Below are 25871 nucleotides of genomic sequence, written 5' to 3'. Positions count from 1 at the left end.
CACCTTGTCGACGCGCAACCGTACTCGCGGGAGGAAGGGAAAGCACCAGCCAGCGACTTCCCCTCCTTGTCAAGGAGGGGCGGGACGCGACTGTGTCGCGGACGGGGTGGTGCTGGCACGACGCCGAACCACACCACCCCGGCGCTGCGCGCCACCCCTCCTCATGAGAGGAGGGGAAAGCTACACGTTGTCGACGCGCAATCGTTCCAGCGCGTCCTCGAGCCGAGCGCGCTCCTCATCGAGAAACGCACGTGTGTCGGTCGCGCCGAGGAAGAGATCGATCCAGTACTGGCGCGCGAGCTCGGCATGCCAGCCCGGATCGCGCGTTGCCTGTCGCAGTATGGACTCCCAGAACGCGCATTGCTCGGCCGTGATCCCGGCCGGCGCGATCACGCCGCGCCACGTACCGATCACGCAATCGATCCCGACCTCCGCCCAGGTCGGAGCTTCGGCAAAGATACCGGCGAGGCGCTCGGGCGCTGTCACCGCTAGCGCACGCAGACGCCCTTCGGCGAGCTCGGGCACTGCGGATACCGCCGTGACCGCAGCCACCTGCGCGTTGCCATCGAGCACGTCGGCCACCGCGTAGCGCGCCGAGTCGAACACGCGGATGCGAAGCGCGCGCGGGTCACCGCCAGCCTGGCGCGCGATGGCGGCGAGCGCGATGTGGTTGCTGGTGCCGAGTGCGGTCGCGAGCGATACCGTTATGCTCGCCGGATCGGTGCCCAGACGGTCACGCAGCGCAGTTGCCGATTGCAGCGGCGAGTCGGCCGGCACGACGAACGCGACGTACTCGGTGTAGAGCATTGCGATGGGCGTGAGATCGGCATGATCGTAATCGCTCACCCCGACAATGCGGTTGGTGACAAGCGGCGGGGAATTGATTGCCAACCGATGGGGATCGCCCGGATGGGCGTGGATGTAATCCCACGCCGCGCCGCCGCCCTTGCCCGGCATGTTGAGAACCTGTACCGGCCGATCGAGCACGCGCAGCCGGTCGAGAATGCCGATCAGCGCGCGCGCCGGGCGATCCTGGCCGCCGCCGGGCGGCGTGCCGGCGATGAGTTCGATTTCGCGCTCCGGGCACCAAAGCTTGGTCATGATCGTTTCACCGTATGCCGTAGTTTCCGCTCGCATGCGCAAGGGCGGTGAGCATCGTCACCCACCCAGCCGCAGGATGCGTTCGGCAAGCGCCCAGCCCGCTTCGGCGGTCGGTCGCGCGCGCTTGCCGGTTTCGACCGCACGCGCATTCGAGGCCGTGCCGTCGATCGCGCGCTTGGCGATGCCTTGCAGGATCGCTGCCAGCCGGAACATGTTGTAGGCGACGTAGAAGTCCACGTTGCCGATGCCGGCGCGCCCGGTGCGCTCGCAGTACAGTGCGATGTATTCGGCCTCCTCGGGGATGCCCAGCGCGGCTAGATCGGTGCCGTGCATGCCACGAAACTGGCCCGGGCTCAGGCGCCAGGCCATCAGGTGATAGGCGAAATCGGCCAGCGGATGGCCGAGCGTGGAGAGCTCCCAGTCGAGCACGGCCAGCACCCGCGCCGTGGCGCGATCGAAGATGAGATTGTCGATGCGATAGTCGCCGTGCACGATGGTTGTCTCTTCGCCCGGCGGAATGTTCTTCGGCAGCCACTCGATTAGATTGTCCATTGCTTCGATGCGCTCGGTCTCGGAGCTGCGGTACTGCCGCGTCCAGCGCTCGATCTGGCGCTGGATGTAATTGCCCGGGCGGCCGTAGTCGTCGAGCCCCACGGCCCGGTAGTCGACCCGGTGCAATTCACCGATGACGCGATTGATCTCGAGCCAGAGCGCGCGCCGCTGCGGCGGACTCAGTGTCGGCAGCGTCGGATCCCAGTAAACGTCGCCGTCGACATGGTCCATGACGAAGAAGGCGGTGCCGATGACTTCCGGGTCTTCGCACACGCACCAGGTGCGCGGAACCGGCACTTCGGTCGACGCGAGCGCGGTCATGACGCGATACTCGCGCTCCACCGCGTGCGCCGAAGGCAGCAGCTTCCCGGGCGGCTTGCGTCGCAGCACATAGCGGCGGCTACCCGCCTCGACCAGATAGGTCGGGTTCGATTGTCCGCCCTTGAACTGACTTACTCGCAGCGCAGCGAACGCAGGGATCTTCCCCGCCAGATACTTCGCCAGGCGCTCGACATCGAAGCGCAGGCGATCCTGCACCGGCATCGTGCCGCGGAACTCCTCGAAGGCGTCGGTCATCTCGCCCTGCAAGCGATCATTCGCCGAAACGCACGCCGAGCGCCGCCATTGCGTCGAGCGTCTCGTGGCCGAAGCGGCGCGCGATCTCCTGCCCGACCTCGGGCGCATGGACGACCGTATCCTTGGTGTCGCCGGGCGGGGTCTGGATCGCCACCAGCAGCCGTCCCATGACCTCCCCGATATTGCGGAAATCGCGGTAGACGCCTTTGGGGATGGAGACGAAATCGAGCGGCCCGAGCTCGATGCGATGCTCGCCCTGGGTTCCCCATGCGATCTCGAAGCGCCCTTCGACGCAGAAGAAGTTCTCGACCGAATCGGTGTGCTTGTGCAAGCCGGCCGAATCGCCCGGCGGACATTCGGCCAGTGTGATGGTCAACCCGGGCGCACCCTTGACCGGCGCGATATGGCTCCGCCCGGTCCAGCCCTCGGGCGACATGATGGGATAGACCTTGTCCGAGGACATCATCTGCATGGCCTCGGGCGCAATGCCGTGCGCCGCGTTCAAGGTTTCCTTGTAAGGCTTGAGCTCGCTGAATCGCGCCACGCGCGCGCTCATCTCGGCAGGGGTCGGGTCCGTTGCGCTCATTGCAGTCCTCCGTTCATGCGCCGCCATCATGCCGCAAGAGCTTCCCGCGCGCCATCCCGCACGAGGATGGACAGGCGTTCGCACCCGCGTTCGCACCCTCGTGCAACCCGTCTATCATTGCGGGTCACTAGTGTCCTGAGTCAGAAGTTCGTCACCCCCGCGAACGCGGGGGTCCAGGCGGAGTTTCGTTCTGGATTCCCGCTTGCGCGGGAATGACGAATTACAACGAATCTACGATTCACCACACTAGAGGAATTCACGACTAAGGAGAAAGTGGCATGCGATTCGATGTGCGCGTCTGTCTGTTGGCATGTGTAGCGTTGGCGGGATCGGCCTTGGCGCAGGACTATCCGGTCAAGCCGGTACGATTGGTGGTTCCGTACCCGGCAGGCTCGAGCAGCAACGACATTATCGGACGCTTTCTCGCGCAGAAGTTGAGCCCCTTGCTGGGCGAGCAGGTCATCGTGGAAAACCGTCCCGGCATGGGCGGCAATGTCGGCTCCGAATACGTCTCCAAGGCGGCGCCCGACGGCTATACGCTCCTCGTGGGCACCAACGGACCGCAAGCGATCGCGCCGAACGTGTTCAAGCTGAACTACGACAGCCAGAAGGACCTCACGCCGGTCGTGATGGTGGCGAACATTCCGTACATACTCGTGATCCATCCCTCGCTGCCGGCCAAGAACGTGCAAGAGTTCATCGCGCTTGCCAAGTCGCGCCCGGGGGATCTGCTGTTCGCCTCCTCCGGCAACGCCGGCACCCCGCACCTGTGCTGGGAACTGTTCAAGTCGATGGCGAAGATCGATATCCGGCACATCCCCTACAAGGGCGGCGCACCGGCAATGATGGATACGATCGGCGGTCAGACGCAGGCGTATTGCACGGGCCTGATCGCCGCCGGCCCCCAGATCAAGTCGGGCAGGCTGCGTGCAATCGGAATGGCGACCCTGAAACCTTCGCCCGTCATGCCCGACGTGCCGACGGTCGCCTCGCAGGGACTTGCCGGCTTCAACGTCGCCTCCTGGTTCGGCATCATGGCGCCCGCCGGTACGCCCAAGGCATTCGTCGAGCGCGTTCATGCCGACGTCGTGAAGGTCGTGCAGACCCCGGAGATGCGCGATTTCCTGCTCTCCCAGGGCGCCGAACCGATGCTGATGGATCCGGCGAAATTCGGCGCCTTCCTCAAGGCCGAGACCGAGAAGTGGGGCAAGGTCGTGAAGGGCGCGAATCTCAAGCTGAAGTAGCACGCCGGCATGCCCGCATGCTTGGCATGCGGGCGCATGCTCGATTACTATCCCGGCGCAATATATGACAGGCTCGCCGGCGCTCGTTTACCTTGGCGCCGCGCGCACTATCCAAGGGAGGCAGCAATGGCCCGGCGTCGCGTGGGCTCGGGACGGGCTGGCCGCGCCAAAGCAGCCAACAACAGCCGGCGGGTGCGTTCGACTCGAGCGGCGTTCGTGCGCGCTGCGAGCGCCGGCACCACCTCGCGGCTCAAATGGCGCGCGCGCCAGCATGCCGCCATAGCCGCGCTGGGCGAGCGCGCCCTGGCCGGGCTCGCCCCGGCATCGCTCATGGATACGGCCGTGCGCGCGCTCGCCGAGGTGCTCGAAGTCGAGCTCGCGCAGGTTCTCGAAATTCAGCAAGACGGCACGGCGCTGGCGATGCCGGTCGGTATCGGCTGGAAGCCCGGCATCGTCGGGCAGTACGCCGTCGCCCTCGAAGCGCATGCCCATGCGCGCTACACGCTCGCGGCGGAACGGCCGGTGATCGTGACCGACATGGCGCGCGATCCGCGCTTCGAAGCGCCGCAGCTGCTGCAGCAGCACTCGGTGGTGAGCGGCATGAGCGCGGTGATCCGCACTCGTGACGGAGCGATCGGCATCGTCGGCGTCTACTCCGCGCGCCGGCGGCGCTTCAGCGAGGACGACGCCAGCGTGCTGGCATCGGCCGCCAACATCCTCGGCATGGCGATCGATCGGGACCGGGCCGATACGCAGCTTCGTACCGGCGAGCGCCGCCTGCGCGCGTTCTTCGATCACTCGCCCTTGCTGCTCAACCTGCGCGGCCCCGACGGCCGCTATCTCATGATCAACCGGCGCTACCGCGAGCTGTTCGGGGTGACGCCCAAGCAGATCCTCGGCAAGAGCTCCGCCGATCTCTATCCCGGCGACTACGGCGCTCGCTCGCTGGAAGCCGTCATGCGCGTCGTGCGCACGCGCCGGCCCGTGGTCTACGAGGAAGAAACGCCGACGCTGGGCGGGCCGCGCCATTTCGTCACCACCCGCTTTCCCATCATCGGGCCCGATGGGGCGGCGGCCGCGGTCGGAACGGTGGCGCTCGAAGTCACGGCGTTGCGCGAAGCCGAGACCGAGCTGCGGCACTACCGTGACCTGCTCGAAGGCGTCACCGATACCATCCCGGTCGCGCTCGCCTATGTCGGCGCCGACGGCATCTACCGCTGGATGAATCGCCGCGGAGCCGAGCGCCATGGACGAGCGCGCGAGGCGATCGTGGGCATGAGCATGCGCGAGCTGTGGGGCGAGCCGTACTGGTCGCAGGTGCTGGAACCGAACACGCGCCGTGCACTGGCCGGCGAAACCGTGGCCTACGAACGCACGCTGGAGGCGCGCGATGGCTCGCGTGCGCAGTTCGAGATCCATCTCACGCCGTCGTTCGGACCCGATTCGAGCGTGGAAGGCTTCTGCGTGCTCTCGATCGACGTCACCGAACGCCAGCGCGCCCGCGAGGCGTTGCAGGCGGCATACGACGAGCTGGAAGTGCGCGTCACCGAACGCACCAGCCAGCTGGCTGCGGCGCATCGGCAGGCCGAAACGCTCTCGTACTCGATTGCGCACGACCTGCGCGCTCCGTTGCGGGCGATCAGCGGCTACGCCCGCATCCTCGTGCACGACCTGGCGGGCGAAATGCCCGGGCAGGCGACCGATCTGCTCGACCGCATCGGCGTCAATGCCGAACGCATGGGCACGCTGATCGACGCCTTGCTGGGCTTCGGTCAGCTCTCGCGCCAGCCGTTGCAGCCGGCCCTGATACGCCTGGACGACGTGGTGGAAGACGCGCTCGGCTGGATGCAGAACGAGATCGATGGCCGCCGGGTGGAAGTCGAGCGCCGCGAGCTGGGCGACGTGCGCGCCGATCCCGCGCTCATTCGAATCGCGGTGGCCAATCTGCTTTCGAATGCGATCAAGTTCAGCCGCGGGCGCGATCCCGCCCGCATCGAGATCGGGCGCATGCCCGACGCGCTGGAAGCGATCTACTACGTGCGCGACAACGGCGCCGGCTTCGACATGCGCTATGCCGACAAGCTGTTCGGCATGTTCCAGCGCCTGCACGATCACAGCCGCTTCGAAGGCAGCGGCGTGGGGCTCGCGAGCGTGCAGCAGATCGTCACCCGTCACGGTGGGCGCATCTGGGCCGAATCGGTGGAAGGCGCCGGCGCGACCTTCTATTTCACGCTGGGACCGCAGTCGGCGTAGATCTGCGCGGTGTTTCGCCGCGCAGATCTACCGGCGTGCATCGCACCGGCGCGCCGGCTATGTCGAAACGCTGCCCGGCGCGGGGCTCGGGCTGGACCCGCTAGTCGCATCGCGCGTACGCAGCTCCAGCGAACGCGTCGAGGCGCTCGCGCGCTGCGCGTCCGTGCCGTCCGTGGCGGCGATATCGCCCGACACCTCCCCGCCTTCCTTGACGCTGATCTTGCCGTAGCGGATCTTGCCGGCAGCGCGGCCGGTTTCGTGGACGACAAGTCGCTTGTGCGCGATCAGCTCCCCTTCGAAGCGGCCGCGGATTTCTGCGATGTCGACTTCCACCTTGCCGCGAAACACGCCCTGCTCGGCAATCTCGACCACGCGGCTGTCCATGCTGGCATCGACCTCACCCTCGACGATGATCGTGTCGCAATCGGTGATGTCGGCCCCCTTGAGCCGAATGCCCGGACCGACGATCAGACGCGCGCTGCTGGCCGGTGCGGCCTCGGTCGTTTCGGTTGCCGACGCGGGCGCCGGCGCCGTCACGGGCTCGGGCGTCGTCATGGGCGCAGGCGAAGGTGTGGGCGCGGGCGAAGGCGTGGCGGCTTGCGGGCTGGACGTGGGCGCCGGCGGGTCGAGCAGCACCGGCTTGACCGGCATGCTGTTGTCCGTGCGGACGGTCCCCGCCGGGCTCGGCGCGTGCACGCCCGGGTTGGCTGGCGTGCGCGAACCGGGTTGATTCGGCGTTGGCGGACGCATGTTGTCGCGTTTGCGGAAAGTGTCGAGCATCAAAAAGCCTCCTGGTAATTTATTTCTTGGCAGCGTTCTTCGTTTTGGGCGAACCACACTGCGCGTTGCAGCGACCGCGAGTGTGAGGTGCCCCGCGATGGCGCAGGCTCAAAGCGATATCTATACCAACGCGACAGTGTGCACCGGCGCGGCGTCGCGGACAGGTCGCAGCACGGTTTGTCGCTGCGGAGAGACGCCGTGCGCCGGCGAAAATCGTAGCTCGGTGCGCACGCACTGCAATTGATGCGTCGATGCAACGACTTGGTTGCCCTCGACTGCGCTTTAGCGTATGTCGGGCCCAGCCGACGCTGGCGCGGCCGGTAACGATCTCGCCGCAGAGGAATTCATGGGCTCTGTTCATCCACTCGTCTCCCCGCGCTCGGTTGCACGCCATACCGAGTCGATCATCGCCGTCGTTTGCGCGTACGCATGCCGCCCGGGCGAGGCCAGCGAAACAGACCGGTGCTGGCGGTGGGCGTTGGAGCTGGCGCACACCGGCTTCCAGGTCTGGGTGGTGACCTCCTCCGAGCATCGATCGGCTCTCGAGCACGCCCTCGCGAGTGTGCCAGACGAAAACGTCCACGTCCTGTTCTGGGATGCGCCGGCAGGTTGGCGCTTCCTGCGCCGTTGGCGTGTCGGCACACGCCTGCACGCCCGGATGTGGTATCGGTTCGTCGGGCGCGCGATCGATGACTGGCAGCGCGCGCTCGGGATGCGCCTGTTACGCCGCGTCGTGGACTCGAGACGCGCGAGCGTCACTTACCTCGTATTGCCTTCGGTGCAACGCGGCGATCGTCCCGGCTTCCTTTGGCAGGCGCAGTCGGACTGAAGCGAAGCCAGACGCGCACCGGATCGGGATGTCGGAGCCGACGCAAAGCGCGGCAAAAACAAAGGCTTGTTCCGCGACGAAGGCAAGCACGCACGTGCTAACATCCGCTGTTCGGCTGAAGCTCCTTTTTTGTCCTAGATGAGCCCTTCCCGCGTCGACCTGCTGCCCGAATTGTTCGAGCGCCGCATCCTGCTGCTCGATGGCGCCATGGGCACCATGATCCAGTCCTACCAGCTGTCGGAGGCGGACTATCGCGGCGAGCGGTTCGCTCACCACGGCCATGAGGTCAAGGGCAACAACGATCTGCTCACCCTGACCCAGCCGCGCATCATTCGCGAGATCCATGCCGCCTATCTCGACGCGGGCGCGGACATGATCGAGACCAACACGTTCAATTCGAACGCGCCCTCGATGGCCGACTACAAGATGGAAGACCTGGTCGAGGATCTGAATCGCAGCGCGGCGCGCATCGCACGCGAGGTCGCGGATGAATTCGAGCGGCGCGATTCGAAGCGCCCGCGCTACGTGGCCGGCGTGCTGGGCCCCACCAACCGCACCGCGACCATCTCGCCGGATGTGAACGATCCGGCCTTTCGCAACATCACCTTCGACCAGCTCGCGGAGACCTACGGCGTCGCTGCGCAGGCGCTGCTCGAAGGCGGCGCCGATCTGCTGTTGATCGAAACCATTTTCGATACGTTGAACGCAAAGGCCGCGGTGTTTGCCGTCGAGACGCTGTTCGAGCGCCTCGGCTATCGCGTGCCGGTGATCATCTCGGGCACGATCACCGACCAGTCGGGGCGCACACTCACCGGGCAAACACCGGAGGCGTTCTGGAACTCGGTGCGGCACGCGCGGCCGTTGTCGATCGGGCTCAACTGCGCGCTGGGCGCGAAGCTGATGCGCCCGTACATCGAGGAGCTGGCGCAGATCTCGGGGACGTTCGTGCATGCCTATCCGAATGCGGGCCTGCCGAATCCGCTCGCACCGACCGGCTACGACGAGCTGCCGGCCGACACGGCCGGGTTCCTGAAGGATTTCGCCGCTTCCGGTTTCCTGAACCTGGTCGGCGGGTGCTGCGGCACGACGCCGGCGCACATCAAGGCGATCGGCCAGGTCGTGCGCGAGTTTCCGGCACGCAAGCCCGCGGCCATGCCGCCGAAGCTCCGCCTGTCGGGCCTGGAGCCGTTCAACATCGGCGACGACTCGCTCTTCGCCAACATCGGCGAGCGCACCAACGTCACCGGCTCGAAGGCCTTCGCGCGACTCGTCCTCGCCGGCAACTACGCCGAGGGCCTCACCATCGCGCGCCAGCAGGTGGAGAACGGCGCGCAGATGATCGACATCAACATGGACGAGGCCATGCTGGATTCGGTCCAGGCCATGACGACGTTCCTCAACCTGATCGCCTCCGAGCCGGACATCTCCAAGGTCCCGATCGTGATCGATTCGTCCAAGTGGAGCGTGATCGAAGCGGGGCTGAAGTGCGTCCAGGGCAAGGGCATCGTCAACTCGATCAGCATGAAGGAGGGCAAGGACGAGTTCGTGCGCCAGGCGAATCTCGCCCGCAAGTACGGTGCGGCGGTGATCGTGATGGCGTTCGACGAGCAAGGGCAGGCCGACACGCTGGAGCGCCGGATCGATATCTGCACGCGCTCGTACCGCATCCTGGTCGACGAGGTCGGATTCGATCCCGAGGACATCGTTTTCGATCCGAACATCTTCGCCATCGCGACCGGGATCGAGGAGCACGCCAACTACGCCAAGGATTACATCGAGGCGACCCGCATCATCCGCGAGAGGCTGCCGTACGCGAAGGTGAGCGGCGGCGTCTCGAACGTCTCCTTCTCGTTTCGCGGCAACGACCCGGTGCGCGAGGCGATCCACACCGCCTTCCTGTATCACGCCATCAAGGCCGGCATGACCATGGGCATCGTCAACGCCGGGCAGATCGGCGTGTACGACGACATTCCGAAGGAGCTGTTGGAAAACGCCGAGGATATTCTCTTCAACCGCCGCCCCGACGCGGCCGAGCGCATGGTCGCGTTCGCCGCGACGCTCAAGGGCGAGAAGAAGACCGAAGCCCAGGAGCTGGCGTGGCGCGGCGGCTCGGTCGAGGAGCGCCTCACGCATGCGCTGGTGCACGGAATCACCACGCACATCGTCGAGGACACCGAGGAGATCCGCGTCAAGCTCGGCAGTCCGCTGAAGGTGATCGAAGGCCCGCTCATGGACGGCATGAACGTGGTCGGGGATCTGTTCGGGGCGGGCAAGATGTTCCTGCCGCAGGTGGTGAAGTCGGCGCGCGTGATGAAGCAGGCGGTCGCGTACCTGGAGCCCTATCTGCAGGCGGAGAAGGCCAAGTCGGGCGACAGCAAACCGAAGGGCAAGATGGTGGTCGCCACGGTCAAGGGCGACGTGCACGACATCGGCAAGAACATCGTCGGCGTCGTTCTCCAGTGCAACAACTACGAGGTGATCAACCTGGGCGTCATGGTGCCCGCGCAGAAGATCCTCGCGGTCGCGCGCGAGGAAAAGTGCGACATCGTGGGCCTGTCGGGTCTCATCACGCCCTCGCTCGAGGAAATGGCGCACGTCGCGCGCGAGATGGAGCGCGAGGGCTTCGAGCTGCCGCTGCTGATCGGGGGCGCCACCACCTCGCGCGTGCATACGGCGGTGAAGATCGCGCCGAACTATCACGGGCCGGTGGTATGGGTCCCGGACGCCTCGCGCAGCGTAGGGGTGGCCTCGAACCTGTTGTCGCGGGACTTGCGCGCGGGCTATCTCGCCGAGGTCAAGACCGACTACGAGCGCATCCGCGCGCAGCATGCGGCCAAGCAAGGCCCCGGTCCGATGCACAGCCTCGCCGATGCGCGTGCGCACGGCTTCAAGGCCGACTGGCAGAGTTACGCGCCGTCGAAGCCGGCCTTCATCGGCCGCCGCGAATTCACGGACTACGATCTGCGCGATCTCATCCGCTACATCGACTGGGGGCCGTTCTTCCAGACCTGGGAGCTTTCGGGTCCCTATCCGAAGATCCTGGAGGATCCGGTCGTCGGCGAGCAGGCGCGCGCCGTCCTGGCCGACGCGCAGGCGATGCTCGAGCGGATCGTGAAGGAACGCTGGCTCACCGCCAACGGCGTCGTTGCGCTCCATCCGGCGAACAGCATCAACGGCGGCGACGACGTCGCGATCTATGCCGACGAGCAGCGCGATCGGACCCTGATGGTGTGGCACAACCTGCGCCAGCAAACGGTCAAGGCGCCCGACCGGGTGAACTGGTGCCTGGGCGACTTCGTCGCGCCGCGCGCCAGCGGCATTCGCGACTACGTCGGCGCCTTCGCCGTCACGGCGGGAATCGGCATCGAAGAGCGCGTGCGCGCCTTCGAACAGGCGCACGACGACTACAACGCGATCATGCTGAAGTCGCTCGCGGACCGCCTGGCCGAAGCGTTCGCCGAGGCGCTGCACGAGCGCGTGCGCAAGGCGCTGTGGGGGTACGCATCCGACGAAGCGCTGTCCAGCGATGATCTCGTTCGCGAGCGCTATCGCGGCATCCGGCCCGCGCCCGGCTACCCGGCCTGCCCCGATCACACCGAGAAGGGGCCGCTGTTCGAACTGCTCGATGCGCCGCGCGTCGGCATCACGCTCACCGAGTCCTTCGCCATGTGGCCGGCTGCGGCCGTGAGCGGCTTCTACCTTTCCCACCCGGAGTCGACCTACTTCGCGGTCGGCAAGGTGGGCAAGGATCAGATCGAGGACTATGCAGCGCGCACGAGCATGCCCGTGCCCGACGTCGAGCGCTGGCTCGCCGCCAATCTTGCTTACGAGCGCTGACGGCCCGCCCTGCGAGCCCGCGCGTTGGCTCGAAGTGCAATACGCGCTGGTCGGGTTTGCGCTGGTCGCCTTCTTCGTCCTGTTGCTGGCGTTTGCCGAGCATATCGGTTTCGGCCTCGCTTACCTGATCGCCGCCGGCGCCTGCATTGCCTTGGTCGGTTTGTATGTCCGCTACGTGCTCGGCACGCGCGCCCGTGCCGCTTCGCTCACCGGCCTGCTGGGCGGGCTCTACGGCGCGCTCTACATGGTGCTCGGCTCGGAGGACTATGCGCTGCTGATGGGCGCACTGCTGCTGTTTGCGGCGCTCGCAGCGTTCATGCTGACGACCCGCCGGCTCGATTGGTATGCCTTGTCTGGCCACAAGCCGGCCGGGTAGAGACCGAATGAGTCGACGACACGGTTCGTTGCGGCTGCCGTGAACGGGCCGGGGTGGCGCGTCCAGCCGCTATACTGCGCGCATCATGCAATCCGCTACCCGCATGCGTCCCGAGCCACCGGCCGTGCGTCGCTTGCTCGCGGTGCTCGCCGCTGCGGACGATGCGGGCCCGATCGCGGATGCTTCGGCCATCGATCTCGGGCGCCCTGTGCCAGCGACACAATATACGGCCGTCATCGGCTCGGTACCGTTCGGCGGAACCATCGAGTCGAACGGCGCAAGCGCCGAGGTGCGCGCGCTGGCTCGCTCGCGTCGAGCCGAGCTGCTCGCGATCGCCTGGGCGCTGCTGGCACTGAAGGTAGGCGGCCGGTTGGCGCTGATCGTGCCCGAAAGCATGCTCGACGGTGATACGCAAGCGCACCATGCGCTGCGCCGGCGGCTGGTCGAAGAGAACGCCCTGCAGGCAGTGATCCGGATGCGCGCGGGACTCTTCAGGCCGCGTACGCGCGCCGCAATACTGATCGCGACCCGGGGCGGCGTCACCGAGCGCGTCGGCTTTCACCAGCTCGACGCCGCACGCGATATCCCCGAGCTGCTCGCCCGCTGGCCCGCGCAGCGCGATGCGCCGGGCAGCGTTACAAGCTTCTTCGTGCGTCGCGAGGACATTCGGCCGCCGCAATATGCGTTCGATCCGAATCGCTATCGCTCGGCGCGTCCGGCCGATGCGCCGCAGCCACAGGCGCACGAGATCCTGCACGAGATCGCCGGGCTGGAAGCCGAAATCCTGCAAGGCATTCGCGACCTGGTCGGAATGCTGAAGTGAGCGCAGCAGCATCGGTGCCGCCCTCCGCGCCTGGATGGGTCGCACTGGGCGAGCTTCTCGTCCATTCCCTGCAACACTTCGATCGCTCGGAGCTTGACCGCCAGCCGGTCGCGTTGTACAGCATGGCCGGCTTCGCTCGCAGCCGTCCCGAGCTCCTCGATGGATCCAGCGTGCACGGCAAGCCGGTAATCGTTCGGCCCGGTGACGTGCTCCTGTCCCGGGCGAGCACAGAGCCGCGCCGTGCCTGGGTCGTTGTCGACGAGGCCGGCCGCACGCCGCTCGCCTCGGGCGAATGGCTCGTTGTCCGCTCGAATGCGCACGATCCGGGCTACCTGCGCCATCTGCTGGTGAGCAACGAATTCCACCTGCGCTTCCTGCAGGCGGTGGCGGGAACCCGGCAGGCGAATGCGGCCTCGGCGCGCCTGCGCGCCATCACGCTGCCGGTGCCGCCGCAACCGCAGCAGCATGCGATCGCGCGGCTGCTCGACCTGGCCGATGCGCTGCGCGCAAAGCGCCGGCGCGCGTTGTCTGCCCTGGATGCGCTGCAGAGCGCATGGCAGGAACCGGCGTTCGCGCAACGGTGCATCGCAGCCGAGGCGCTCGAGGCCACGATGATCGCTTCACGCGCTCGGCTCGATGCGCTGATCGGTGTCTTGCGCGACCGGGCTTACCGCGGTGAGCTCATGCCGCTGTAATTCCGTGAAATGCGGAATCCAGGGCAAGCGATGCAACGAAGCTCTCGCTTCACGGCGCAGGCTGAGCCGAATCGATTGGCAATGGGCCGCCAGCCGGCGCAGCACGCATGTAAAGTGCGTTGTGGCTCATGCTAACCAGAGTCACAGTGGAGCGTCCCCCGCCGGCCGAGTTGGGTCTAACGTACCGAACGGATTCCTTACTCTCACACCGCCGTAACGTTGCCCGTCCGACAGGTCTTCGGAGTAGAGAATTTCAACACCCGCAGCATGGGCCGCTTGGATGATCAGGGCGTCCCAAAACGACACTCGATATCGTGCTTCAAGGTCAAGCGCCTCCAGAATCGAGTCGCCCGCGTTCACGACGACCTGCCAAGCAAGGTAGTCGGAGACGACGTCACGGGTGGCCTTCGCGTTCAGAGGTTTCTTCGCCTTGCGCCGCAGGTTGACGGCTAGCTCCTGCAGGACTTGAGTGCTGACGACACCCGCCCTCGTTTCCCACAGTTCCTCTATAAGCGCTTTGGCGCACTCGTGCTTCGCGCCCGCGGCCGCGTCGTGCGCATATATGAGGATATTCGTATCGACGAAGTACCTATCGCTCATGGAGCTCGTCGCGCGACTTGGGCGGTGTCCACTGGAGATCAAGACCTTCGCGAAGCCTGGCGAGCGCGCGGCGGCGAGCCTTATCGAAGGCCTTTCGTTCCCGCACGATTGCTTCGAGGCGGTCGGTCAGAAGGGCGCTGATCGACCGCCCCTCCTCGGCCGCCACGACACGCGCCTCACGGAGGAGATCGGCATCCAGCTTAAGCGTGACATTGGTTTTCATGACGAGGCCAGATTAGCACGATGTCTGCGTGCAGCACAACTTTACGTGCACATCAGCGCCATGGCGCTTGTAGGCTCGATCCAACTTGGACCCCGCTTGCGCCCGAGTGGGTGGCGACGCATGCATTCGAGGAGCAGGTTCAGCCCGGATCGCTCACCAGCCGCGGCAGCTGGACCTGCACTTCGACGCCTTCGACGTCGGTGCGATCGCGCGCGACGACCTTGGCATGGTGGAAATCCGCGATCAGCTGCACGATGTAGAGACCGAGCCCGAGATGCGGCTCCTCCCCCGGGGCTTGCGGGCGCACCGAGGTCATCGAGCGGAACAGCCGCTGCTTGATCTGCGGAGAAAGCAGCGGGCCTTCGTTGCGCACCGTGACCGTCACCTCGTGCGCTGCGGCGCGCAGCTCCACGCCGATGGCGCTGCCCTCGCGCGCGAAATCCACCGCGTTGGCGACCAGCTTGTCGAGCATTTGCGCGATCAGATCGGGCACGCCGCTTACGAACAGGGGCGCCTCGGGCACCGAGAGATCGAAGCGCCTGGTCGGATAGGCGACGCGATAACCCTCGACGCAGCCGCTCACCACCGCGCGCACGTCGAAGCGCTCGCGCTCGGCATCGCGCAGCATGCGCTCGAGCCGGGTCGCCTCGGTCATGCGCGTGATGATGGTCGCAAGGCGCGCCAGTCCTTGCTCGGCGCGCGCCACATAGACGTCGGCCTCCGGGGGCAGCGTCTGCAGCTTCAGGTTGTCGAACGACGAGCGCACCACCGCGATCGGCGTTCTGAGCTCGTGCGACAGCCGCGTCGCCAGGCTCTCCAGGTACTGCGTGTACTGCGCGAGCCGATCGAGCGCGCTGGAGAAGCTGCGCGACAGATCGCCGATCTCGTCGGCTGCGGCCGAGCTCGCCGTCACCGTGCGCAGCCGCCCGGCCGAATCGATCGCCTGCTCGGCCTCGTCGCGCAGGCGCCGGATGCGGATGACCAGGTGCGTCGCGAACCCGAACAGCGCGACCCCGACCACGAAGAACGCGCCGAGCGCGAGCGAGAGCAGCCGCTCGATCAGGCGCTGGCGCACGGCGAGCACGCCCTCGGTCGTCTCCTCCACCACGATCGCGCCGATCACCCGCTCGTCCGCCCACACCGGGTGCGCCGAGGCGAGCACCTCGATCGGCGTGCCTTGCAGCGGCCGCCTGCCGCTCACCACGCGCCCGGAAAGGGCTGCCTCGGCTTCGCTTCCGAAATACAGCGGCGCATACGGCTCCGGCTCGACGGCGAGCGTCGGCGCGGGCGGTATGACGAGCCGGTACAGCGGCCGCAGCAGCGCTTCGACACGCGCAATGAAGCCTTGGGAATGCTCTTCGGCCGCGTCCGGACGCTCGGCGTTGGCAGCGCGCAGGCTGCCGCTGCGGGTCACGAGGCGGCGATCGGCGGCGATGATCCAGACCCGGGTTCCGGGGCGCGCGAGCGAGCGCACGATCTGCGCGGCTTCCGGCGGAGGCACGGTGGCCGTCCCCAGGCTTTCGCTTCCTTCCGGACCGATCGAGCCGACGATGGAGCGGATCGTGCGGGAATCGGGATCGTCGACATCGGCGAACGCGAAGCCCAGGCGCGCACCGACCAGCGCCCGCGGCAGCCGCAGCTCCAGGTTGAATCCCCGGTTCGTCTGCTGCCAGAAGCCCTGGATGCGCGGTTCGAGCTGGGCGCTCGCGACGCCGGTGACATCGGTGGGCACCTGGAACGCCGTCACCGGTCCGGGCGCCTCGGTGGAAACGATGTAACGGCGCAGCTCGCCCCACGGCGTGTGAATGCCGATACGGATATGGTCCGCGGCATCCACGCGAGCATGCGTGGCTGCGCGGTAGACCAGACGCTCGTCGATGATCTCGAAGGCCGCGTACAGGTCGGTGTCGAAGACTCCCGATGCGTGCCACAGCGTGATCGGCGCCACCTCGGCGTCCAGGGCCTGCTCGATCACGTGCTCGCGCCCGAGCGCTCGCAGCTCGGCGCCTTGCGAGAACCAGTCGTCGAGGCGGCCGTCGAGCGCGATCGGACGTGGCAGCTTGTAGGCGATGATCGCGTTCGGGCCGTCGAGCGCGGCTTCGTGCCGGGTGGCGATGAACAGGCTCGGGCGGTCGTTCAGCGCGGTCGCGATGGCGCGGGCGGTGTTGAGCACCGCGGTTTCCTGGTTCTCGCGCAGGATGCGCTCGAGCTCTCCCGCGTAGCGATAGGCGATCCACGGAATTGCGAGCAGCACGCACGACACCAGGAGCATCTTCGAGCGGATGCTCAGCCGCACGCGACTATGGAGCTTGCCGAGAAGGCTCATGGCGCACGGCGGGAGAGACGCCACGATGCAACAACGCGACTTGCACCCAGAAACCTCGCATGGCGTCTCTTCCCTCACCCCCAGCCCCTCTCCCGGAGGGAGAGGGGAGCGTCGTGTGCCCGCCAGGCGGGCAGGTTCCTGGGTAGGCGCTCATTCCGACTTCCAGCGATACCCCATGCCGTAGACGGTTTCGATGCAGTCGAAGCCGGAGTCGACTTCGATGAACTTGCGCCGGATGCGCTTGATGTGGGAGGTCACGGTGGTGTCGTCGACCACCATGCGTGCGTCGCGCATGAGCTGCTCGCGGTGCTTGACGTGCCCCGTATGACGCGCGAGCGCGTGTACGATCCATAGCTCCGTGACCGTGAGGTCGACCGGCGCATCGGCCCAGGTCACGCGCATGCGGTTCAAGTCGACCACCAGCTTGCCGCGTTCCAGGATGTCGTCGGCTGCCGCGGGCGTCTGCGCGGCATCCAGACGCCGGAACAGCGCCGCGATGCGCGCCGACAGGTGCGGCAGGCTGATGTCCTTGGTGAGGTAATCGTCCGCACCCATGCGCAGCCCCGACACCGTGTCGATGTCGCTGTCGCGCGCGGTGAGGAAGATGATGGGGATCGTGGCGGACATGCCTCGCAACGCCCGGCACAGCTCGAAGCCGCCGTCGATCTCGTCCGCGAGGCCGATGTCGATGATGGCGAGATTCGGCAGGCGGGTCTGGAAAGCGCGCATCGCCTCGTTGCGATCGGCATAGCCCGTGACCTGGTAGCCCTGCTTGCGCAGCGCGTCGGCGTAGTTCTCACGGATGGACAGATCGTCCTCGACGATCGCGATCAGGCGGCTCATAAGCGGTTCCCGGAGCGTTCGATGGCAATACTACATCGGGTGCGCCGTGTGCAATCGGGGCCGACTGCAAAGTCATGTTGTTGCCACAATTGATCGCGCTCGCGCCCGATTGCGGGCAAGCCCGAGCCCGACATGGCGCGCTTAATACCCTGGCGCGCCGCAGCTCCTCGTGCAGTTGGATCCGGTACGGGTTCGGAGTCTCGGCTCCGATCGGTGCGCCCGAACATTGCAACGAGGTAGAACTCATGCCGCTCGCCGCACATCCCGACACTCGCTCCCGCCGCCTCGGTTCCCGCAGCCCCGTCCAGATCGTTCGCGACCTCGCCACGCTGGTGGGCGCGGCGCTCACGATCGGTGTGGCCGTCGGGGCCGGCATGATGCTCACCGTCTTGCTCCTCGCCTAGACTCCCGCCTGGGCTGGGCGCCGGTGATCCTCATGATGGCCGGCGGCGCGGGTCAGTAGCTGCGCGGCGGGGGCACCGATTTCGCTGCACCCGCCTTGTCCGGATCCCAGGGATGCGCGCGGGCGACCTCTTCGATCACGTCCGCGCCCCAGCCCGGGCCTTGCGGGATGGTCATGTAGCCGGCATCGATCTCGGGCGTGGCGGTGAGCAGCTCGTCCTTCCACGGCACGTCGTCGATGTCGATCTCCATGATGCGCACGTTCGGCAGCACGGCGCACAGTTGCGCGCTGATGAAGCTCGACAGGTGGCTGTAGTAGTTGTGGGGCGCGACGTTCAACTTGAACGTCTCGGCCAGGTTGCCGACTTTCTTGCCTTGGGCGAAGCCGTTCCATGGCACGTCGATCATGAACACATCGGCGGCGTGGCGCTCGAAGTAGGGCAGGTACTGCTCCATGTGGATCAGCGTCTCGCCGGTGCAGATGCGGGTCGAGGTCGATTGCTTGATCTGCAGCACCGCGTCCGGGTCGTGGCAGTCGACTTCCAGCCAGTGCAGGTTGTACGGCTCCAAGGCCTTGGCGATGCGCATGCACGCCTCGGGCTTGAAGTGGAAGTTGAGATCCAGGTTGATGTCGAAGTCCGGGCCGACCGCGTCGCGGAAGGTGCCGATCAGCTTCTCGGTGTGGGCCACGAGCCAGTTCGGCGCCCATTCGTCGTTCGGTCCCATGGTGCCGTCGAAGCCGCTGTACCAGGTGCCGCCCTTGCCGGGCAGCACGATATTGGTCTTGAGCGCGGTGAAGCCGCGGGCGACGACCTCCTTGCCGAGCGCGCTGATGTCCGCCCAGGTCTCGATCGGCGGGGTACCGAGCAACTTGGAATAGCGCACGCGGGTCGAGCCGCAATGCGACCAGTACAGCCGTACCTGGTCGCGCAAGGGTCCGCCGAACAATTCGGCGACCGAGACGCCGAGCGCTTTTGCCTTGATGTCGAGCAGCGCGCATTCGATGCCGGCCATCGCCTTGGCCGCGATGCCGCCGGGGCTGGAGCGCGTGAGCCGCGACATGTCGGCGAAGCGCGCTTCGAACGCCCGCGGGTCCTGACCGAGCAGCGCGCTCCTCAGATCCGCCACGGTGGCCGCGATGCCTTTGGGCGTGCGCGGGTCCGAGCATTCTCCCCAGCCGGTGATGCCTTCGTCGGTTTCGACCTTGACGTAGATCCATGGCCGCCAGCCGGCGCCTACGATCAATGCTTCGACGTTGCTGATCTTCATCGCTCCTCCTCTGCATGATCCGGAAAGATGCTGACGAGCCGCTTTCCGCACTTCGCTCCCCTCTCCCTTCGGGAGAGGGGTTGGGGGTGAGGGAGCGTGACCTCAAGCGCTCGGCCGCGAACCCTTGATCTGCGTACGCAGCATGTAACGCCGTTCGTTCGGATCGAACGCGTTGCGCCGGTGCATGGTGCAGCGGTTGTCCCACATCATCAGGTCGCCGACCTGCCACACCTGGTACCACGCGAGTTGCGGCTGGGTCGCATGCGCCCACAGGCGATCGAGCAGCGCCTCGCTTTCGGCCAGCGGCATGCCCATGATGTAGCCGTTGGGACGGCGGCCGAGGAACAGCGCCTTGCGGCCGGTGACGGGATGGCGGATGACGGCGGGATGGATCGCGCCCGGCGCCTCGGCCGGATTCGTGACCGGCTTGAAGCCTTTGCGCAGCTCGCCGGCCGAGTTGTAGCTCGCATCGTGCTTGATGAGCTTGCCGTCGATCGCGGCGCGCAAATCATCCGGCATCGTCTCGTAGACCTGGTAGGTGCTGAGGAACCCGGTCTCGCCGCCCGCCTTGGTCACCTCGATCCCGTACAGCAGCGCGCCGGTGGGCGTGATGTCCTGGTACGACATGTCGGTGTGCCAGACCGCTTCGCCGTAGCCCAGGCTGCCGATGGATTCGCCGTCGACCTTGATGTTGGACATCACGGTCATGTCGGGATAGCCCTCGATCCAGGGCGTGCCCTTGGTGTTGATCGGCGCCTTGTCGAGCTCGCCGAAGCGGCGGCTGAACTGCAGCAGATCGTCCTTGGTGAGATGCTGGCCGCGAAAGCGCAGCACCTGGTGGCGCATCCAGGCGTCGTGAATGCGCTGGAAGGTCTCGTCGCTCAGTGTCCCGGAGAGATCGATGCCGATGATGTCGGCACCCAACGGGCCGCCGCTCGGCACGACTTCGAAGGTTGCGGAGGTAGCAACGGTGGCTGCGGTGTCGGACATGTGGCCTCCTGCTCGCTGGCGGTGTGTGAGCCTACAATTGTACTGTGCTGCGGCCCGCCTCACCCCTTCATCCGGAGACGCCATGCCCGAGGTCACGATCGGCACCAAGCTGCGAATGAACGACGGCCACACGATTCCGTTGTTCGGTTACGGAACCTACCAGGTGCCGCCCGGCGGCAGCTGCCGCCGGGCGGTGGCGCATGCGCTGGAGCTCGGCTACCGGCACATCGATACAGCGGCGCTCTACGGTAACGAGGAGGATGTGGGCCGGGCGGTGCGCGAGTCGGGACTCTCGCGCGGCGAGATCTTCGTCACGACCAAGCTGTGGAATTCCGACCAGGGCTACAAGTCGGCCCTGAAGGCATTCGACCGGAGCCTGAATCGGCTCGGCCTGGACTATGTCGACCTGTATCTCATCCACTGGCCCGAGCCCGGCAAGCGCGCTGACTCGTGGCGCGCGCTGGTGGCATTGAATCAGCATGGGCGCGCACGATCGATCGGGGTAAGCAATTACACGATCGCGCACCTGGAAGAGTTGTTGCGGGACTCCGACGTGGTGCCGTCCAACAACCAGGTCGAGTTCAACCCCTTCCTGTACCAGCGCAAGCTGCTCGAGTACTGCACCGCCAAGGGCATCACGCTCACGGCCTACTGCCCGCTCACGCACGGCGACAAGCTCGATCATCCGGCGATCACGGCAATCGGCAAGCGTCATGGCAAGACAGGCGCGCAAGTGCTGCTGCGCTGGGCGTTGCAGCACGGCGTGATCGCGATCCCGAAATCGGCGCGCCTGGAGCGCATCGCCGAGAACGCGGCTTTGTACGATTTCGGGCTCGACGCGGACGACATGAAGAAGCTCGACGCGCTGGACGAGGGCTACCGCACGTCCTGGGATCCGACGCGCGTCCGATAAACTCGCCGGGCGCGGCCATCTGCATCCAGGCATGCGCACGGCACGATCGCTGCATCCACTTCGTCAGGATCTTCATGAACCTCGAAAAAGTCATTTTTGCCTTCGTCATCCTGCTCGCGGCCACGCTCAACTTCGGATTCGTGTACGGTGACATCGACGATCCGGCGCATCATGACATCTGGGAGCTGTTCGCTGCGGTGATCGTCAACCTGGTGGCCACGGTGCTCAAGCTCGGCGACCGCACCCAGGTCGGCGCGGTTCATCTATCGACCAGCCTGGTGGCGGTGCTGCAGCTCACGGCCGCCGCACTGGTCTGGTTCTTCGCCGTGTACCGCGGCGGGCAGGCGATCGACCCGTCCCGGATGGCGGCCATCGTGTCGTTGTCGGCGGGTGCGTTGTTCGCGAACGTGGTTTCGGTGGCGCTGATGGTGGCGGAGACCGTCATGCTGCGGCGTTAGCTGGCGTGAACAGCGTCGTCTTTCTTACCCTGCGCAAGCTGCGCGCCCCTCTGCTGATCCTGATTGGCGTCTACGCGCTCGGCATTACCGGGCTGGTGCTGATCCCGGGCGTGGACGAAGCGGGCCGCGCGCGCCCGATGAGCTTTTTTCACGCGTTCTACTTCCTCACCTACACCGCGAGCACGATCGGCTTCGGCGAGATGCCGGGCGCGTTTACCGACGCGCAGCGGTTGTGGGTCGTCGTCGTGATCTATCTCTCGGTGATCGGCTGGGCGTACACGTTGACCACGCTGCTTGCGCTCACGCGCGACAGCGCCTTCAGGGTCGCCGTGACCACCAGCGCCTTCCGCCGGCGGGTGCGGCGCCTGAGCGATCCCTACTATGTCGTGTGCGGTTACGGCGAAACGGGCACCCTGGTGTGCCGCACCCTCGATGCCATGGCCATCCGCTTCGTCGTGCTCGACATCGACTCGTCGCGGGTGAACGAGCTGGAGCTGCATCCGTATCGCGGCGATGCCGCGGCACTGACCGCCGATGCGAAGCTGCCTGAGAATCTATTGGCGGCCGGGGTGGCGTTGCCCTTCTGCCAAGGCGTATTGGCGCTGACGAACGACGAGTCGGCCAATCTGGCGGTTGCCATCACGGTCAAGCTGCTCAACCCCGCCATCCCGGTGCTTTGTCGCGCGACCCAGCCCGAGATCGAGGCCAACATGGCGTCGTTCGGCACCGACCACATCATCAACCCGTTTCGCCTGTTCGGGGAATATCTGTGGGATGCGCTGCACGCGCCCGCACTACATGTTTTGATCCAGAGGCTGACCGGCTTGCCGGGAGAAGCGTTGGCGACCGAGAGCCCGCCTCCGCACGGTCGCTGGATCGTGTGCGGCTATGGGCGCTTCGGCCGCGAGGTGGTCGAATCGTTCATGCGCGAGGGGCTGAGCTCGACCATCATCGATCCGGATCCGCCGTTTCCGGAACGCCAGCATGGTTTCCTGCAAGGACTTGGCACGGATGCGCGCACGCTGACCGAGGCGGGCGTTGCCGACGCGGTCGGGATCGTGGCCGGCACCGACGACGACATCGCCAACCTCTCGATCGCCATGACGGCGCGTGCCGAGAATCCGCGCATCTTCGTCGTCATACGGCAGAACCTGCAGGCGAATCGGGCGCTGTACCGCGCATTCGGCGCCGGGATCACCATGGTGTCCGCGGAGATCATCGCCGACGAGTGCGTTGCGCTGATCTCCACGCCCCTGCTTGCCCGGTTCCTGCATATTGCCGAGCGCCAGGACGAGGCCTGGGCAACCAGCGTGAATGCTCGATTGGAAGAGACGACGGGAGGCACTACGCCCTCGGTGTGGGCCGTGCGCGTGGATGCGGCGCACAGCCCGGCGCTCGCACGCGCGCTCGCCGGCGGCGAGGCGGTGACGCTGCGGCACTTGCGCCTGCACCCGTCGGATCGGCAACGGCCACTCGACTGCGTTCCGTTGCTCGTGCTGCGCTCGGGTGAGCCCATCGTGCTTCCGGACGAGCAGCTTCCGCTCGCGCGCCTGGACGCGGTGCTGTTCGCCGGCACGGCCGAAGCTCAGCGGCTGCAGTCGTTGATCGCGCGCAACAGCAGGGCCTGCGACTATGTGTGCCGGGGTGTCGAAATGCCCGATGGTTGGATCTGGCGCGCGCTCGCGCGCGATCGGGCGCGCGGCTCCGCGGAAAGTCACGGTTAGCTATCGAGCGTTCCTTCTTTCATGTCACGCTCGTCCCTCACTTGCAGTGCGCGCATCGGCATGCAGGCCGATGCCGTTCGGCCGGCGCGGACCATGGTCCGCGAATTCCCGGCCTCACCCCCCAACCCCTCTCCCGAGGGGAGAGGGGAGCTTCGTATGCGCGCCAGGCGGGCGGGTTCGTGGTAGGGGAGGAGCCCTATTGATCGCGGTGGGAAGCGGCGAGGCTGAAACGATGAGGCTCCCTTCTCCCTCCGGGAGAAGGGCTGGGGAGGAGGGAGGGCCTGCGCTTCGTGCTCAGCCGCGCGTCGCTTTCCATGCGCTGGTCGAGCCGCCGGATTTGACCGTCCCCTCGATCGTGTTGCCGTCGACGCGCCCGGTGAATTCCGCGCCGCCCGCGGTGAAGCTGATCCGATCGCCGTGCAGCCGCCCGTTGAGCATGACGGGGCCGTTCGAGGTCCTGACGTTGCCGCCGATCTTCTGGAAGGTCTGCGTAAGCTCCAGGTCACCTTGTGCGGACTTCCACTGGCCTTCCACCTTGGCCGGCACGATCCACAGCAGCGCGGTGCGATAGTAGCCGCTCGCCTCGGAAACCGTGCTGGTCTCGTCGGCCTCCCACTCGCCCATGGTGAAGGTGTTCGAGACCACGCGTGTGCCCGGCTTCATGTCGAGAATCGTCGGCCGCAGCCGCAGGTTGATGTCCGGCAGCAGGAACATCGTGATGACGCTCGCCCCGGAGAAATCCGTCTCGAACAGGTCGGCCTTGCGAAATTCGACCTTGCCGGCCACGCCTTCCTTCTCGGCGTTGCGCTTGGAGAGCTCGACCATCTCGGGGTTGTATTCGATGCCGGTCGCGTGCACGCCCCGCTTGGCGGCGGTGATGACGGTACGTCCGTCGCCGGAGCCGAGATCCATCAGATAGTCGTTCGGCGTGACCTTGGCCATGTCGAGCATACGATCGACCAGCGCCTGGGGTGTGGGCACCCAGACCACGTCCTTCCCTTCCTGGCCGACCTGAGGCTCGTAGGCGCCGGGCTTGGCGGGCTGGGCCTGCGCAAAGGCGCCGATCGTGACGCCGACGAGGAGCGTGAATGCGATGTGACGCACCAGCTTTGCAGCAGTAGTCGTGGGCCGTGCAGCAGTCATGGGCGATTCCTGGCGTAAATGAAGAATGAGTCGATCGGACGTACGTGTCGTGCCGATGATACCCCGACGCGACCGGCCGCCCGCGCGCGTGCAGGCCGACGTTCAAATCGGAGTTGGCGATGACTCGCTCGATCACTTCATTTGCGCAAGCACTGGTTCCGATTCGGGCCGGCGTGGGTAGCGATATCCGGGCTAGCTCGGCGCCGGCAGCCCGAGCGTTTCGGCCAACCAGTGCGAGACGACGCCCGCCACGTGCGCTTCGCGCCCATTGTAGAAGTGATCGCAGTTCTCGATGAGACGCACGCGACACGGCCCGCCGGCGGCAGCCTGGAATTCCTCGGCCGGATAGCGGTCGCGGTCTTCCTTGTCGCCGCGGATCGCGAGCACCGGACACGTGATCCGGGGTGCCAGCGCGATCGTGTCGGGCACGGCTGCGAGCCGGTCGAGGAAGCTCTCGGCGCTGATCACGTACCACCAGCCGGGCATGAACATGAGGCTGCGCCCGCGCCCCTGCGTCACGAGCTCCTTCGCCCGCGCAGTCAGCTCGGCGAGCTGGTCGCCTGCGAACAGATTTTCGCTGCCCCCGGAGGTGTCCTGCCTCGCGCCGCCGCGCCCCGCCGACAGCAAGACCAGGGCAGGGGTCTGCGGGTGATCGACCACGTGGCGCGTGCCCAGCATGCCGCCGTTGCTGTGGCCGATGACGACCGGGGCCGCCTGGCCGCGCTCGGCCAGCCAGCGTGCGGCGATGCGATTGTCCTCGATCGCCTCGGCCGTGGTCTGGAACGCGCCGCCCTGCGCGATACGGCTATCACGGGTGCTGAGGATGTCGTGACCGCGGCGGTTGAAGGCGACGAAAGCGAGTCCCAGGCGCTCTAGCACGGGCGGGAGAAAACGCGCCGCGCCGACGTAGAAGTTCATCGTGTTGCCGTGGAAGTAGAGCGCCGCGCCCCTGACCGGGGTCGAGTCCGGCGTGTACATCACGCCATCGAGTGGCGTCGTGTCGGTCGGGATCGAGATCAACTCGGTTTTCATGCCCCACCCCTGGCTTCGTCGCATGCCGAAAGCGTTTCGCCTATACTGCCCAGCCTGGAGCGCGTTGGCAATGCGGGCTCGTTCGCCTGCAGCGGCGTGTTCGGCGCGTTCCCCCGAAATTGAGCGACAGATGATGGCCCCTGCCGCTTCGCCGCGACCGGGGAGGCGTATCGCAGCGAGAGACCTATGTACGAACGAGAAGGCTTCCGAGGCTATCTGGACCGGCTGCGCAGCCGCAACCAGTTGCTCGACCTGCACGAGCCGGTGGACAGCCGGCACATCGCGACCCTGGTCGA

The 25871-nt window shown here is 66.5% G+C and carries 22 protein-coding genes; 10 read left to right on the top strand and 12 right to left on the bottom strand.

Features of this window, described 5'->3' with window-relative positions:
• Positions 1-180 precede the first annotated feature (180 nt).
• The 3 genes from GEV05_14985 to GEV05_14975 are packed head-to-tail and all read right to left on the bottom strand — an operon-like array spanning position 181 to position 2845.
• A complete protein-coding gene (locus GEV05_14985) occupies positions 181-1137 on the bottom strand; it encodes a hypothetical protein (protein ID MPZ44676.1) in 957 nt (318 codons plus the stop codon).
• 21 nt (positions 1138-1158) lie between these two features.
• A complete protein-coding gene (locus GEV05_14980) occupies positions 1159-2229 on the bottom strand; it encodes a phosphotransferase (protein ID MPZ44675.1) in 1071 nt (356 codons plus the stop codon).
• 16 nt (positions 2230-2245) lie between these two features.
• Positions 2246-2845 carry a cupin domain-containing protein gene (locus tag GEV05_14975; GenBank protein ID MPZ44674.1) on the bottom strand — a complete coding sequence of 200 codons (600 nt, stop codon included), beginning with the start codon at positions 2843-2845 and terminating at the stop codon, positions 2246-2248.
• A 248-nt stretch (positions 2846-3093) separates the two neighbouring features.
• Here GEV05_14975 and GEV05_14970 point away from each other — a divergent pair, with 248 nt between their 5' ends.
• Both GEV05_14970 and GEV05_14965 read left to right on the top strand, forming a co-directional pair.
• Positions 3094-4059, top strand: coding sequence for a tripartite tricarboxylate transporter substrate binding protein (locus GEV05_14970; GenBank protein ID MPZ44673.1), 966 nt, complete (start codon positions 3094-3096; stop codon positions 4057-4059).
• Positions 4060-4068: 9 nt separating this feature from the next.
• Complete coding sequence (locus GEV05_14965) at positions 4069-6312, top strand: PAS domain-containing protein (protein MPZ44672.1); 2244 nt, start codon at positions 4069-4071, stop codon at positions 6310-6312.
• 57 nt (positions 6313-6369) lie between these two features.
• On the opposite strand, the gene GEV05_14960 is transcribed toward GEV05_14965, so the two are convergent.
• Positions 6370-6963, bottom strand: a complete 594-nt coding sequence (locus GEV05_14960) for a polymer-forming cytoskeletal protein (protein ID MPZ44671.1) — start codon at positions 6961-6963, stop codon at positions 6370-6372.
• 475 nt (positions 6964-7438) lie between these two features.
• Here GEV05_14960 and GEV05_14955 point away from each other — a divergent pair, with 475 nt between their 5' ends.
• The 5 genes from GEV05_14955 (at position 7439) to GEV05_14935 (ending at position 13652) form a co-directional block, all read left to right on the top strand.
• On the top strand, positions 7439-7921 hold the full coding sequence (locus GEV05_14955) for a hypothetical protein (protein MPZ44670.1): 483 nt from the start codon (positions 7439-7441) through the stop codon (positions 7919-7921).
• 138 nt (positions 7922-8059) lie between these two features.
• Complete coding sequence (gene metH / locus GEV05_14950; protein MPZ44669.1) at positions 8060-11758, top strand: methionine synthase; 3699 nt, start codon at positions 8060-8062, stop codon at positions 11756-11758.
• Positions 11685-12134, top strand: a complete 450-nt coding sequence (locus GEV05_14945; protein ID MPZ44668.1) for a hypothetical protein — start codon at positions 11685-11687, stop codon at positions 12132-12134. The genes metH and GEV05_14945 overlap by 74 nt, the downstream gene beginning before the upstream one ends.
• A gap of 85 nt (positions 12135-12219) precedes the next feature.
• Positions 12220-12957, top strand: a complete 738-nt coding sequence (locus GEV05_14940; protein MPZ44667.1) for an N-6 DNA methylase — start codon at positions 12220-12222, stop codon at positions 12955-12957.
• On the top strand, positions 12954-13652 hold the full coding sequence (locus GEV05_14935; protein ID MPZ44666.1) for a hypothetical protein: 699 nt from the start codon (positions 12954-12956) through the stop codon (positions 13650-13652). The genes GEV05_14940 and GEV05_14935 overlap by 4 nt, the downstream gene beginning before the upstream one ends.
• Before the next feature lie 141 nt (positions 13653-13793).
• Here the strand turns inward: GEV05_14935 and GEV05_14930 are convergent, their stop codons facing one another.
• The 6 genes from GEV05_14930 to GEV05_14905 form a co-directional block, all read right to left on the bottom strand.
• Complete coding sequence (locus tag GEV05_14930) at positions 13794-14252, bottom strand: PIN domain-containing protein (protein MPZ44665.1); 459 nt, start codon at positions 14250-14252, stop codon at positions 13794-13796.
• Entirely contained in the window at positions 14242-14475 is a 234-nt protein-coding gene (locus GEV05_14925) for a hypothetical protein (protein MPZ44664.1), read from the bottom strand. The genes GEV05_14930 and GEV05_14925 overlap by 11 nt, the downstream gene beginning before the upstream one ends.
• A gap of 139 nt (positions 14476-14614) precedes the next feature.
• On the bottom strand, positions 14615-16801 hold the full coding sequence (gene pdsS, locus GEV05_14920) for a proteobacterial dedicated sortase system histidine kinase (GenBank protein MPZ44663.1): 2187 nt from the start codon (positions 16799-16801) through the stop codon (positions 14615-14617).
• Between the two features lie 150 nt (positions 16802-16951).
• Positions 16952-17644 carry a proteobacterial dedicated sortase system response regulator gene (gene pdsR / locus GEV05_14915; protein ID MPZ44662.1) on the bottom strand — a complete coding sequence of 231 codons (693 nt, stop codon included), beginning with the start codon at positions 17642-17644 and terminating at the stop codon, positions 16952-16954.
• Positions 17645-18100: 456 nt separating this feature from the next.
• Positions 18101-19315: a mandelate racemase/muconate lactonizing enzyme family protein gene (locus tag GEV05_14910; protein ID MPZ44661.1), complete on the bottom strand. Its 1215-nt coding sequence runs from the start codon at positions 19313-19315 to the stop codon at positions 18101-18103.
• Between the two features lie 102 nt (positions 19316-19417).
• Positions 19418-20305, bottom strand: a complete 888-nt coding sequence (locus GEV05_14905; protein ID MPZ44660.1) for a TauD/TfdA family dioxygenase — start codon at positions 20303-20305, stop codon at positions 19418-19420.
• A gap of 82 nt (positions 20306-20387) precedes the next feature.
• Between GEV05_14905 and GEV05_14900 the strand changes: the two genes are divergently transcribed.
• The 3 genes from GEV05_14900 to GEV05_14890 all read left to right on the top strand — a co-directional run bounded on the left by GEV05_14900 (position 20388) and on the right by GEV05_14890 (position 23400).
• Positions 20388-21218, top strand: coding sequence for an aldo/keto reductase (locus tag GEV05_14900; protein ID MPZ44659.1), 831 nt, complete (start codon positions 20388-20390; stop codon positions 21216-21218).
• Between the two features lie 74 nt (positions 21219-21292).
• The gene (locus GEV05_14895) at positions 21293-21676 is read left to right on the top strand and encodes a hypothetical protein (GenBank protein ID MPZ44658.1); all 384 of its coding nucleotides are present in this window, start codon (positions 21293-21295) and stop codon (positions 21674-21676) included.
• Between the two features lie 5 nt (positions 21677-21681).
• Positions 21682-23400 (top strand): potassium channel protein, encoded by a 1719-nt coding sequence (locus tag GEV05_14890; GenBank protein MPZ44657.1) that lies wholly within the window; start codon positions 21682-21684, stop codon positions 23398-23400.
• A 294-nt stretch (positions 23401-23694) separates the two neighbouring features.
• On the opposite strand, the gene GEV05_14885 is transcribed toward GEV05_14890, so the two are convergent.
• Together GEV05_14885 and GEV05_14880 are read right to left on the bottom strand one after the other, a co-directional pair.
• Positions 23695-24543, bottom strand: coding sequence for a methyltransferase domain-containing protein (locus tag GEV05_14885; protein ID MPZ44656.1), 849 nt, complete (start codon positions 24541-24543; stop codon positions 23695-23697).
• 192 nt (positions 24544-24735) lie between these two features.
• Complete coding sequence (locus GEV05_14880) at positions 24736-25599, bottom strand: alpha/beta fold hydrolase (GenBank protein ID MPZ44655.1); 864 nt, start codon at positions 25597-25599, stop codon at positions 24736-24738.
• Positions 25600-25871 lie beyond the last annotated feature (272 nt).

This window comes from Betaproteobacteria bacterium (genome assembly GCA_009377585.1).
Classification (GTDB): domain Bacteria; phylum Pseudomonadota; class Gammaproteobacteria; order Burkholderiales; family WYBJ01; genus WYBJ01.
Note: the sequence above shows the minus strand (reverse complement) of the source record. Positions and strands in the feature narration are given on the sequence as shown.